The 12,617-nt window shown below is 69.0% G+C and carries 9 protein-coding genes; 7 read left to right on the top strand and 2 right to left on the bottom strand.

Features of this window, described 5'->3' with window-relative positions:
- The first annotated feature begins 30 nt into the window (after positions 1-30).
- Together uidA and ACEYYH_RS17995 are read left to right on the top strand one after the other, a co-directional pair.
- Positions 31-1,812: a beta-glucuronidase gene (gene uidA / locus ACEYYH_RS18000; RefSeq protein WP_374975672.1), complete on the top strand. Its 1,782-nt coding sequence runs from the start codon at positions 31-33 to the stop codon at positions 1,810-1,812.
- A 199-nt stretch (positions 1,813-2,011) separates the two neighbouring features.
- Positions 2,012-2,809, top strand: coding sequence for an SDR family NAD(P)-dependent oxidoreductase (locus ACEYYH_RS17995; RefSeq protein WP_374975671.1), 798 nt, complete (start codon positions 2,012-2,014; stop codon positions 2,807-2,809).
- Between the two features lie 39 nt (positions 2,810-2,848).
- On the opposite strand, the gene ACEYYH_RS17990 is transcribed toward ACEYYH_RS17995, so the two are convergent.
- Both ACEYYH_RS17990 and ACEYYH_RS17985 read right to left on the bottom strand, forming a co-directional pair.
- Entirely contained in the window at positions 2,849-3,874 is a 1,026-nt protein-coding gene (locus ACEYYH_RS17990; RefSeq protein WP_374975670.1) for a LacI family DNA-binding transcriptional regulator, read from the bottom strand.
- A 28-nt stretch (positions 3,875-3,902) separates the two neighbouring features.
- Positions 3,903-4,556: a TetR/AcrR family transcriptional regulator gene (locus tag ACEYYH_RS17985; RefSeq protein WP_374975669.1), complete on the bottom strand. Its 654-nt coding sequence runs from the start codon at positions 4,554-4,556 to the stop codon at positions 3,903-3,905.
- Between the two features lie 105 nt (positions 4,557-4,661).
- Between ACEYYH_RS17985 and ACEYYH_RS17980 the strand changes: the two genes are divergently transcribed.
- The 5 genes from ACEYYH_RS17980 to ACEYYH_RS17960 all read left to right on the top strand — a co-directional run bounded on the left by ACEYYH_RS17980 (position 4,662) and on the right by ACEYYH_RS17960 (position 12,563).
- Entirely contained in the window at positions 4,662-6,014 is a 1,353-nt protein-coding gene (locus ACEYYH_RS17980) for an MFS transporter (RefSeq protein WP_374975668.1), read from the top strand.
- Positions 6,011-8,716, top strand: coding sequence for a family 78 glycoside hydrolase catalytic domain (locus ACEYYH_RS17975; RefSeq protein ID WP_374975667.1), 2,706 nt, complete (start codon positions 6,011-6,013; stop codon positions 8,714-8,716). The genes ACEYYH_RS17980 and ACEYYH_RS17975 overlap by 4 nt, the downstream gene beginning before the upstream one ends.
- Positions 8,713-9,945, top strand: a complete 1,233-nt coding sequence (locus ACEYYH_RS17970; RefSeq protein ID WP_374975666.1) for a glycoside hydrolase family 1 protein — start codon at positions 8,713-8,715, stop codon at positions 9,943-9,945. The genes ACEYYH_RS17975 and ACEYYH_RS17970 overlap by 4 nt, the downstream gene beginning before the upstream one ends.
- Positions 9,946-9,974: 29 nt before the next feature.
- On the top strand, positions 9,975-10,802 hold the full coding sequence (locus ACEYYH_RS17965) for an SDR family NAD(P)-dependent oxidoreductase (protein ID WP_374975665.1): 828 nt from the start codon (positions 9,975-9,977) through the stop codon (positions 10,800-10,802).
- 168 nt (positions 10,803-10,970) lie between these two features.
- Positions 10,971-12,563 (top strand): hypothetical protein, encoded by a 1,593-nt coding sequence (locus tag ACEYYH_RS17960; protein WP_374975664.1) that lies wholly within the window; start codon positions 10,971-10,973, stop codon positions 12,561-12,563.
- The last annotated feature ends 54 nt before the right edge of the window (positions 12,564-12,617 follow it).

Here is a 12,617-nt window from a genome sequence, read left to right as displayed (position 1 = left end):
GGCGGCACCGCCGCCGAGGAGGTAACGAAAATGCTGACACCCCGTTCGACCGCCACGCGGGAACTCGTCCGGCTGGACGGACTCTGGCGCTTCGCGCTGGAGAGCGCGGTGGGCGAGGAGCCGTGGACGAGCGCGCTCTCCACCACCCGCGAGGCTCCGGTTCCGTCGAGCTACAACGACCTGTTCGTCGACGCCGACGTGCACGACCACGTCGGGGTCGTCTGGTACCAGCGCATGGTGCGCGTGCCGCGCGGCTGGGCGGGCGAACGGGTCTTCGTGCGCCTGGACTCCGCCACGCACGAAGGCGTCGTGTACGTGGACGATGAGCGGGTGGCATCCCACGTCGGCGGCTACACGCCGTTCGAGGCCGACATCACCCACCTCGTGTCGGCCGGGCAGGAGTTCCGGCTCACGATCGGCGTCGACAACCGTCTGACGAGGCACTCGATCCCACCGGGCAACGTGGAGACCGACGGGCGAGGGCACCGGCGGCAGCGCTACATGCACGACTTCTTCAACTACGGCGGTCTCGCCCGCTCGGTGTGGCTGTACTCGGCACCCGTGGAGCGGATCGACGACATCACGATCGTCACCGAGGTCGAAGGCTCGACCGGGATCGTTCGCTACGACGTCGCTACGACGGCGCTCGGCGACGGCGCCGCGGTGCGGGTGCGCGTCGCCGACGCGGACGGACGCCCCGTAGGGGAGTCACGCGGTGCCACCGGGTCGGTGCGCATCGACGATGTCCGGCTGTGGCAGCCGGGAGCGGCGTACCTGTACGACCTGGTCGCCGAGGTGATCCGCGACGGCGAGGTCGTCGACAGCTACCCACTCGCGGTGGGCGTCCGCACCGTCGAGGTGCGCGGGAACAGGTTCTTGATCAACGGCGAGCCGTTCTACTTCAAGGGGTTCGGCAAGCACGAAGACAGCCCCGTCCGCGGCAAGGGGCACGACGACGCGTACCTCGTTCACGACGTCGACCTCATGCGCTGGATGGGTGCGAACTCGTTCCGGACCTCTCACTACCCGTATGCCGAGGAGGTGCTCGACTACGCCGACCGGCAGGGCATCGTCGTCATCGACGAGACGGCCGCCGTCGGGCTCAACCTCGCGATCGCCGCCGGCTACCTCGGCCAGACCGACATCCGCACCTTCGGGCCAGAGTCGTTCGGGGATCCCACGCGGGATGCGCACGCCCAGCACCTGCGGGAGCTGATCGCGCGCGACAAGAACCACCCCAGCGTCGTGATGTGGTCCATCGCGAACGAGCCCGACGCGCGCGACCAGGGCGCGCGCGACTACTTCGCACCGCTCGTCGCGCTCACCCGGCACCTCGACCCCACGCGCCCGATCACGTACGCGAACATGATCCTCGCGCGCCCAGACACCGATCGCATCGCCGACATGTTCGACGTGCTGAGCATCAACCGCTACTACGGCTGGTACCAGGACACGAACGACCTCGCAGCGGCCGAAGTGAATCTCGAGGAGGAGTTGCGGGGGTGGGAGCGCGCTTTCGGGAAGCCCATCGTGATGTCGGAGTTCGGCGCCGATGCGGTGGTGGGCCTGCACACCGTGCTCGACCAGCCGTGGAGCGAGGACTACCAGACCGCGCTGCTGCAGACCTACCATCGGGTGATCGACCGTGTCGATGCCGTCGTCGGTGAGCACGTGTGGGCCTTCGCCGACTTCCAGGCCATGCCGATCACGCAGCGCGTCGACGGCAACAAGAAGGGCGTCTTCACGCGCGACCGGCGGCCGAAGGGTGCGGTTCACGCCCTGCGGGCTCGGTGGACGAGCATGCCTGCCTGAGTCCACGCACCCGCGGTTCAACGCTACGCGGGCGCCGCCGTCGACTCTCGGACGACGAGCGAGTCTCAACGACGCCACCGGTCCGCTTGCAACCGGTTGCCATCCTAGTACGGCGTGGCAGCCGCGGACGAGACGAAGGCGGATGCCGCCGCCCCGGCGACGCCGGATCGGCTGACCGGTGAACGAAAGGAAAGAGAACATGGACATCCTCGACAAGAGCTTCGTCGTGACAGGAGCCGGCAACGGCATCGGACGCGAAGTGTCCCGGGAGCTACTCGCGGCAGGAGCATCGGTTGCCGGCGTTGACCTCAGTGAGGCCGGTCTCAACGAGACGGCGCGTCTCGCGAACGCGGGCGGACGTTTCTCCACCCACGTCGTGAACATCACCGACCGCGAGGCGGTTGAGGCGCTGCCCGCTGCGGCGACGGCCTTCCACGGTCGCGTGGACGGGCTCATCAATGTCGCCGGCGTGATCCAGAAGTTCGTCAAGGTCAACGACCTGCCGTTCGCGGAGATCGAGAAGGTGATGAACGTCAACTTCTGGGGCACGATCTATATGTGCAAGGCGTTTCTGCCGATGCTCCTCTCGCGCCCTGCCGCCGCCCTCGTCAACATCGCGAGCATGGGGGCCTACGCTCCGGTCCCCGGCCAGGCGGTCTACGGCGCGTCTAAGGCAGCCGTGAAGATCCTCACTGAGGCGCTCTATGCCGAATTGCTCGACACGAATGTCGCCGTCACGGTGGTATTCCCCGGCGCGATCGGCACCGACATCGCCGCCAACTCCGGCGTGGCGCTGGGTGATGCCTCGGCCGGGTCGCCCGCGTTCAAGACCACCGCCCCTGCCGAGGCGGCCAGAGTCATCGTTGATGCGGTGCGCAAGGGCAAGTTCCGCGCGACGATCGGCGCCGACGCCGCGGCGATGGACCGCCTGTCGCGTCTGAGCCCGAAGCATGCGACGACACTGATCGCGAAGCAAATGGGGGCTCTGCTCAACTGAGTGCGGGCCTCGCTCCTTACCCTGCGATCCGGGCGTCACTCACGCGGTGCCGGGCGCCGCCGTCGACTCTCGGATGACGAGCGAGGTTTGGAGCACGCCGGCCGCGGTCTCCGCTCCGCGATCGAGTTCCACGAGCAGGCGCCGCATGGCGGCCTCGCCCACCTCGTTGGACGGGGTGGCGATGCTCGTCAACGTCGGTGTCGTGAGGTCCGCGCCGAATACATTGTCGAAGCCGACGATGCTGAGCCCGCCCGGGACGTCGACCGCCGCGGCGCGGGCCGTTCTGAGGAGTCCGAGCGCGACGAGGTCGTTGTAGGTCAGCACCGCGGTGACCCCCGATGCGAGCACCCGCGGCAGCGCGGCTTCACCGCCGGCGATCGTCGCGTCCCCGATGGGGATCTCGACGACGGTCAGCCCACGGGCGACCGCGCTCTCGAACACGACCTCCCACCGTCGCCGGTTCATCCATGACGTGGCGGGGCCGGACACGTAGCCGATCGAGCGGTGACCCAGGCTGTGAAGATGCTCGACCGCCTGGCGGATCCCGACAGTGACATCGGGCACGATCGCCGGCACACCCTCGACTTCGCGGTTGGCGAGCACGATCGGTTTGATTTCGGCCAGGTCGAGAATCTGCTCGTCGGTGAGGCGAGAGCCGAACAGCAGCACGCCATCCACCGACGGCAGCAGGCGGCGCGCCGTCGAGAGCTCGAGTGCGGGATCCTCCTGAGACTCGGCGAAGACGAGCGTCAGCTCACTCGACGTCGCCACGTGTTCGGCGCCGCGGAGGAGCTGCAGGTATACGGGGTTCGTGATGTCGGAGATGAGCACAGCCATCGTGTCGGTGCGCCCGGTCGGCAGCGCCCGCGCCATCGGGTTGAGCTGATACCCGATGCTCGCCGCGGCATCCCGGATGCGCTGCTCGGTCTTGGCGTTGATGCGACCCGGCTTGTTCAGCGCTCGCGACACGGTCGACGCGCTGAACCCAGTGAGTTTTGCGACGTCGTAGATCGTCGGGTGTGCCTTGCGTCTGACCGATCGGGCGTCTGTCTCCGCTTCTTCCACGCGCTCCTCATCCCTGTGTCGCTGCCGCTCATCGTCTCATAGCGGACCCACCGACGCCTTCAGGCGCGTGCTCCTCGTCAGCGGGGCCACCGAAGAGCTTCATGAAGAGCTCGAGCAGCGACAGTGCATCGCGGGAGGGATCGAGCAGCCACTGGATGCGCAGCCCGTCGACCATCGCGAGCACGAGGGTCGCCTTCTCGTCGGCGGTCGTCTCGCCGGTCTCGCGCGCGAGCGGCAGCGGACCGCTCGTGAAGCGCCCCCGCATGCGCTCGCGGCGGCCCACGAAGAACTCGTGCGCGGGATGAGCGGGGTTCGTCGCGGCGACGGTCAGCGCCATCCAGTTGCGCTGGTAGTCCGGATCCGCGAACTCGTCTTCGAGCACGACACCGAGGATCTTCTCGGCCGGCATGTTCGACGCCCCGATGCGCGCCGCCATCTCCTCCTCGTCGGCTTCTCGCTGCGCGAGCGCGGCGAGGAGCAGCTCGTCCTTACCCGAGAAGTGGCGTAGCAGGGCGGCGTGCGTGAGGTCGGCGCGGGTGGCGATGTCGCGCAGGGATGCGCGTTCGTAGCCGTGCTCGGCGAAGCTCGCGAGCGCGGCTTTCACGATCTGGCGACGCCGTTCCGGCGTCGAGGCGTGCACCCGTCGGGGGGTGCGCTCGGCTGCGCGAGGACGCGAAGTCATGCTGTCTCGTTTCTGTACTTGCATTCTTGTTACCACTGTGGTTACCTTTTGTCGATCTTGCAACCGGTTGCCACCGAAGCCCGGGTGAACCACAAAGGAGTCGAAGTGAGCGAGAACATGTCAGAGCGGGGGGCCGTCGACGACGTCGCCGCCTCTCTCGCGGTCGCCGATGAGACGGGCGCGGCAGCCCCGGACGAGAGGACGACGGATGCCGCCGCCTCGGCGATGCCGCGGGTCAGCGGTGGGTACGTCTTCTGGCTGATGGCCGCGAGCTTCGGCGCCTCCATCGCGATGATGGTGCCCTTGGCCTACGGTCTCGCCCTGCGCATCACCGAGCTCGCTCCCGGCCACGAGGAGGTGCTGGGCTACGTCACCGGTTCGGCCCAGCTGGTGTTCCTCATCCTCAGCCCGATGATCGGCATCTGGAGCGACCGCACGCGCTCGCGGCTCGGTCGACGCACGCCGTTCCTCTTCCTCGGGGCGGTGCTCGGCGTGGTCGGTGCGCTGATCATCGGCGTCGCACCGAACCTCCTTCTGGTGGGTGCGGGCTGGGCGGTCGCGATGGTCGGCTGGTCGACCGCCGGTGCCGCTATCCAGACCATCCAGGCCGACAAGCTGCCGGAGGAGCAGCGCGGCAAGGTGTCCGCGCTGACCGGCGTCATGACGCAGATCGCCCCCGTGATCGGCATCGGCATCGCCTACGCGGTGTCGTCGAGCACTATGCTCGTCTTCCTGGTCCCCGCGATCATCGGCACGGTCCTGCTCGTCCTGTTCCCCGTCTTCAAGCCCGAGGGCAGCTCCAAGGACCTTCCCGTCGACTCGTCGGTGACGCTCAAGAAGGTCGTCTCGAGCTACGGCTTCAGCGTGCGCCGCTACCCGGCCTTCGCGTGGAACTGGCTCGGACGGTTCGTCTTCTTCTTCGGTCTGTACTTCAACACCACGTTCGGCACCTTCTTCTACGCGCAGCGCCTGGATCTCCCGGTGCGCGAGGTCGCCGGCGTCGTGGCCACCATCGGCATGCTTGGCATCGTCGCGGCGACCGCCGGTGCGCTCGCCGGCGGCTTCCTCTCCGACAAGCTCAAGCGGCGCCGCCTGTTCGTCATGATCGCCGCCCTGCTCTTCGTCGGCGGCGCCATCACCGAGGCGTTCGCGTGGTCTCTGCCGCAGCTCATCGTCGGCGCCGTGCTCATGCAGATGGCGATCGCGGTCTTCGCGACCGTCGACCAGGCCATCGTCTACGCGATCCTGCCCGACCGCGCCGAGGCGGGACGCTACATGGCGGTGGTCGCCTTCGCACAGAAGATCCCGAGCGCCCTGGCCCCGCTCATCGCACCTCTCATCATCACGATCGGGGCGGTCGGCGGCGACAAGAACTACACGCTGCTCTACCTCAGCGGTGCGGTGCTCGCCCTCGTAGGCGGACTCATCATCCTGCTCAAGGTCAAGGCCGTCCGATGACCTCGATCGAGACCGTCGCGGCAGCGACGCAGACGGATGCCGCACCCTCAGGCCTGGCGGTCGACGCCGGTGGCGACCAGTTCATCGTGTCCGGCCCCACGCCGCGGCTGTCGTGGCTGCTTCCGCGCGGGGCCACGCATCAGGAGAGGTACGAACTCGAGGCGACGGTCGACGGTGAGCCGGTCGGCACCGTCATCCGTCACACCCGCGAGCACCTGCGTGCCCCGTGGCCCTGGGCGCCCCTGCGAAGCACGCAGCGCGTGCAGTGGCGTGTGCGCACGACGACCGATCTCGGCACATCGGGGTGGTCGGCGTGGTCGCGGTTCGAGGCCGGCCTGTTCGACGAGGACTGGACCGCCCGATGGATCTCGCCGGCAGAGAGCGACAATGCGGGCTACGGTCGCCGCCCCGCGCACGTGCTCGCCACCACCGTCGAGGTCCCCGAGGGTGTCGCCTCGGCCCGCCTGTACGCCACCGCCCTCGGCGTGTACGAGGCGTTCATCAACGGCGAGCGCGTCGGCACGGCAGAACTGACGCCCGGCGCCACCTCCTACGACCGCACCCTGTACGCACAGGCCTCGGACGTGGGCGAGAGCCTCCGTCCGGGTGCGAACACCCTCGAGATCGTCCTCTCCGACGGCTGGTTCCGCGGTCAGGTGGGCGCTTTCCGCGAGCCTGCGGGATGGGGCACAGTGCTCGGCGCGCGCGCAGAGCTGCACGTGGACTTCGCCGACGGCTCCACCCGCACCATCGTCACCGACGGGGAGTGGACGAGCAGCCGAAGCGAGATCGTCCAGGCCGACCTCATGGCCGGGCAGATGACCGATTTCTCGTCCGGACACGAAGCCGCAGCATCCGTTCTCGTCGATGTCGTTCACGCGCCGCCGGCGATCAGCTGGTCGCCCGCGCCGCCCGTGCGCATCGTCGACACACGCCCTGCCGTGAGCCTCACCGAGGTGGCCGATGGAACGTGGGTCGCCGACTTCGGGCAGAACGCGTCGGGCTGGATCCGCCTCGCGGACCTCGGCCCCGCCGGCACGCGTACGGTCATCGACTACGGCGAGTTCGTCGGCCCCGACGGCGACCTCTCGACCACCCACCTCGACTCGGTGCGTCCGGGCGAGCCCGCGCGGCCGTTCGTGCAGCGTGACGAGGTCGTCTCGAGCGGGGGTGCGGAGGTCTTCGAACCCCGCCACACGGTGCACGGCTTCCAGTACGCCCGCATCACACGGGAGAGCGGGACCCTGGATGCCTCGTCCCTCGAGATGCGCGTCGTGCACACCGACTTCCGCCAGACCGGCACGTTCGCCTCGAGCAACGACGACCTCAACCGGCTGCACGAGCTCGCGCGGTGGAGCTGGCTCGGCAACGCCGTCGACATCCCCACGGACTGCCCGACCCGCGAGCGAATCGGCTGGACCGGCGACTACCAGATCTTCGTGCCCACCGCGACGCGCCTCTACGACGTGCTCGGCTTCAGTCGCAAATGGCTGCAGTCGGTGCGCGACGACCAGCTCGACGACGGGCGTATCGCCAACTTCTCGCCCGACGGCCGTCGCATCAAGCACAACCTGCAGCACCAGCTCGCGATGATGACGGGTTCCGCGGGCTGGGGCGACGCGATCGTCGCCGTGCCGTGGGAGCTGTACCTCTCGTACGGCGACCGGGATGTGCTCGCCGAGAACTGGGATGCGATGGCCCGCTGGGTCGACTGGGCACTCGGTACGGCGCGCACAGCGCGTCACCAGTCCCGCATCCAGCGCTCGGCCGAGGAGCAGCCGCACGAGCAATTCCTGTGGGACGGCTCGTTCCACTGGGGAGAGTGGATCGAGCCGAAGCCGCGCGCGGCCGACGGCAGTCTCGTCGACCCGGTCCACTCGAACCCGATGGCCTGGTTCATGGCGGACAAGGGAGAAGTCGGCACCGCCTACCTCTATCGTTCGACCGCCACCCTCGCCCAGATCGCTCAGATCCTCGGACGGGTGACCGATGCTGCGACCTATGCCGCGACGGCCGAGAAGGTCCGCGACGCGTGGCGCACCGAATTCCTACTTCCCGGTGGTCGCACTCTCGCCGACACGCAGGCCGCGTACGTCCGCGCGCTGTCGTTCGGGCTCGTCCCCGACGACCAGCGCCAGGCCGCGGCATCCCGTCTCGTCCAGCTCATCCGTGAGGCGGGTCTGCACCTCGGCACGGGCTTCCTCTCGACGGGCGACCTGCTCCCGATGCTCGCCGACCTGGGCCATGCCGACATCGCGTACGCGGTCCTCTTCCAGCGCACGTCGCCGTCGTGGCTCGCGATGCTCGACAGGGGGGCGACGACCATCTGGGAGGACTGGGATGGCATCGATGAGAACGGTGTCGCCCACGAGTCGCTGAACCACTACAGCAAGGGTGCCGTCGTGCGCTTTCTGCACACTCACGTCGTGGGGCTCCGGCAGGCCGAGAACAGCGTCGCCTGGACCGATGTCGTGGTGCAGCCGGTCCCGACCCCCGAGGTGACCTGGGCACGCGGCACGCACGACTCGCCCCAGGGCCTGATCGCGGTCGAGTGGCGGATCGAGGGCGACGAGATCGAGGTCTCGGTCGATGCCCCGGCCAGCGTCGGCGTGCGCATCGTGCTGCCGGATGGCACGACCACCGACGCCCGCGGACCGCACCGCGCGCGAGGACTTCACGACGAACGAGAGGACGAACGATGACCACCTTCCCCGAGGGCTTCCTGTGGGGTGCCTCCACGGCGCCGCACCAGATCGAGGGCAACAACGTCAACAGCGACTGGTGGGCGCAGGAGCAGGTGACCCCCGGCATGGAGCTCTCCGGCGACGCCGTCGACAGCTACCACCGCTGGCGTGAAGACATCACACTGCTCGCCGAGGCCGGCCTGAACTCCTACCGCTTCGGCATCGAGTGGGCGCGCATCGAGCCGCTGCCGGGCCGGTTCTCGAAGGCCGAGCTCGCGCACTACCGGCGTCAGATCGAGTTCTGCTTCGAGCTCGGCATCACGCCGGTGATCACGCTGCAGCACTTCACAACACCGCAGTGGTTCGCAAAGGACGGCAGCTGGTCGGCTCCCGACGCGTCGGACAAGTTCATCCGCTTCGTCACCGAGGCCACCACTATCCTCGACGGCGTCGCGTGGGTCGCCACGATGAACGAGCCCAACATGCAGGCTGCGATCATGACGGCCATGGCCCGCATGGCCGCGCAGTCCGGCGGTCAGTGGCAGAGTCCCACTGTCGAGGCCGAGTACACGAGCGACGAGGAGCGCGAGCAGGCCGCGCGCAACAACTTCCTCGCTTACGCGGACCCCCAGATCGGGCGGAAGTTCGTCGACATCCACCACGCGGCGCGCGAGATCGTCCGGGCCCGCACCGGCGCGAAGGTCGGCTGGACCATCGCCGCGGGTGCCCTCACCGCACAGCCCGGTGGCGAGGCGAAGCTGGAGGAGATCCGCTACGGCAAGGAGGACATCTTCTGGGAGGGTAGCCGCGGCGACGACTTCGCCGGCGTACAGGCGTACTCGAGCCAGGAAGTCGACGCCAACGGCCTCGTGCCCCACCCGAAGCTCCCCGACAACACCCTCGTCGGTACGACGTTCCGTCCCGACTCGCTCGAGATGGCGGTGCGCCACGCCACCGAGGTCACGCAGGGCGTGCCGATCCTCGTGACGGAGAACGGCATCGCGACCGGCGACGACACCGAGCGCGTCCGCTACACCGATGCGGCGTTGCGCGGCCTCCACAACGCCATCGCCGACGGCATCGACGTGCGCGGCTACCTGCACTGGACCCTGCTCGACAACTTCGAATGGGGCCACTGGGAGCCGACCTTCGGTCTCATCGCCGTCGACCGTGAGACGTTCGTGCGCACGCCGAAGCCGAGCCTCGGCTGGCTCGGCGAGATCGCCAAGCGCAACGGCCTGGCCTGACCCGCACCCCACCCGAAACGGAGACACCGATGTCCTTCCCCTTCGCCGACGTCTCGGCGCAGCCACTGACCGACCTCCTCTCACTCGCCGGCCGGCGAGCCGTCGTCACGGGAGGTGCGCAGGGCCTCGGAAAGGCGATCGCATTGCGCCTCGCTGAGGCCGGGGCATCGGTCGCGATCGCGGACCTCGACCAGGCGGCGGCCGCCGCGGCCGCCGCCGACATCGAGCACCATCACGGCGGTCGCGCGGTCGGCGTGGCCATGGACGTGACGGATGCCGGCGCCGTCGCTGCCGCGACCGACGACGTGGTCGCGGCGCTGGGCGGCGTCGACATCTGGATCAACAACGCCGGCATCTTCCCCAGCGCCCGCCTGCTCGATATGCCCGACGAGCTCTGGGAGGCCGTGTTCGCGGTCAACACGCGCGGTGTCCGAAACGGCGCCCGCGAGGCCGCACGGCGGATGGACGAGGGCGGCGTCATCGTCAACATCGTCTCGACCGCCGGCTTCCGCGGCGTCGCGCAGGGACTCTCGGCGTACGTCGCCTCGAAGCACGCCGCGCGGGGGCTCACCCGTCAGCTCGCGCTCGAGCTTGCGCCCCGAGGCATCCGCGTCCTGGGCGTCGCTCCGAGCTACGTGCCCACGGAGGGGAACATCGCGGCCGCCCAGGCGGCGATGGCGGCGATGGCCGAGGCGGGCATCGACCAGAGCGGCGTGCCGAGCGCCATGACGCAGAGCCTCATCGGCCGGGCCGGCACGCCCGACGACATCGCCCGAGTCGTGCTGTTCGCCGCCAGCGACCTGTCGATCGTCATGACGGGAAGCACCCTGCTCGCCGACGCCGGCGAAACCCTCTGATGATGGTGCGGGCCCCTCGGGCCCGCACCATCGCGACTCTCGGACGACGTCGTCCACTCACAGACCCGCGCGACGACGCGCGAGGAAGGCAACATCGATGCTCGAGCCCCGATCCGCCCCTGCCCGCCTGCTTCCCGCCGACCGCCGCGCCGGAAGCGGGGGAGTTGCATGAAGCTCGCTACCGACGAGTTCGGAGCCATCGAGGTCTTCACCGTCCCCGTTCCCGAGCATGTGCGCGTCCTGAGTGCGACGTACACGTTCTCCGGTAGGGTGTTCCTCCTCCACCGGAACGTCGAAGATCCGGTGGACGATCATTGGTACCGTGTGGCGATCGTCGACGACGACGGCACCGGCTTCCGCGAGATCTTCGCCGGCCGGATCCCGCAGTCGCCGACGGCAAACGGCATCCGTCACATGCCCTTCGCCGACAACCGGCGCGTCCTGCTCGGCGACTACGTCCTCGAGGCCGTGCCGGATCTGGACTCCTGCGTCAGTGCGGAACTGATAGGCGTCGAATACCCTTGGGGCCTGGCCGCCGACACGCGGGTGTCGCACCACTGGTCGGAGATCATCGTGTCGCACGATGAGCGCATCGCGTGGACCACGCTGCGCAAGGACTTCACGGCGTTCGCCGCCCTCGGGACGCTGCGCCGGACATCCGAGGGCTATGTGATCGACGACCCGGCGATCATCAGCAGCGCCGACACCTTCGTGCCGGATCCCGAACGCGAAGGATACAGCCGGGTGCGACCGGCTCTCGGCGGCGAGGTCAAGCAGTTCGTGCGCGGGGGCACCGCGATCTCCTCGGTGGGTGACGGCGGCAACGTGCTGACGGACTCCGTCGTGCAGGACCTGGCCGTGGCGTCCGTCACACCCGTCACCCGCACACCCGGATACGACGAGACGACGATCTTCTCACCCGACGAGACGCTCGGGATCGTGATGTCGACGCGTGCATCCGCGACCACCGATCTCGCGGTGCTGGGGATCGTGCCCCGGCCCTACGGGAGTCTCGTCGGTCGTGAACTCGCCTGGGGTGCCTACATCTACGCCGTCGACGGCGTGCGCCAGTTCCGCCTGGGGAATGTAGGCCCGGTCCTGGTCGACATCGCGCGGTCGTCCACCGATCCGTCGTACGTGGGCGTCGCCCTCAACAGCAGCGACGACGCCTGGGTCTACTGTTCGCCGATGTCTTGGCATCCGAAGGGCACGAAGGCGATGTGGATGGAGATGCGCCGTGGCAGCGGTCGGGGATACGACGCCGAGATGCGCATCCGCGCGGCGCGCCTCGAGGATCACCTGCCGTCCGCGGCGGTGCCCGCCGCGCCGGCGCCGGTCGTGACGTGCGCCATAAGGGGGACGGATGCCGAGCGCTGGCTCGCCGCCCCGCTGCCGGATGTCCGGTCGGCGCGTATCGCCGGGCGCCACTCGGGCCACGTCGAGTACGAGCGCGAGCCGGCCCCACACCTCGGCGCGGCCTCCCGCACGGAGCTGCGGTTCGTCGACTTCAGCGACGACGGGCAGCGCTTCTGCAACGGCGTCGAGCGCACCGTCGCCTCTATGACCGACGGCACCGTGTACGAGGCGGACCTGACCCTCACGGGCGCGGACAACGGCGAGATGCGACTCCGCATCTCGTGGTCGGGCCTCGCGGACGGCGCCCGCATCCGGTTCGGACCTGACGCCTCCGGTCGGCCGCAGAGCTTCGGCCACGCGCGATACGGCGACCGAATCCTCCGCGTGGAGGACCTATCGGTCTGACCACGAACGGATGCGGTCGCGCCGGAGCCCGACCGCATCCATTCGTCGTCGCGG

The organism is Microbacterium trichothecenolyticum (assembly GCF_041938625.1).
GTDB lineage: Bacteria > Actinomycetota > Actinomycetes > Actinomycetales > Microbacteriaceae > Microbacterium > Microbacterium trichothecenolyticum_D.
The sequence above is the reverse complement of the archived record's forward strand: the minus strand, read 5'-3'. Positions and strand labels throughout refer to the sequence as shown.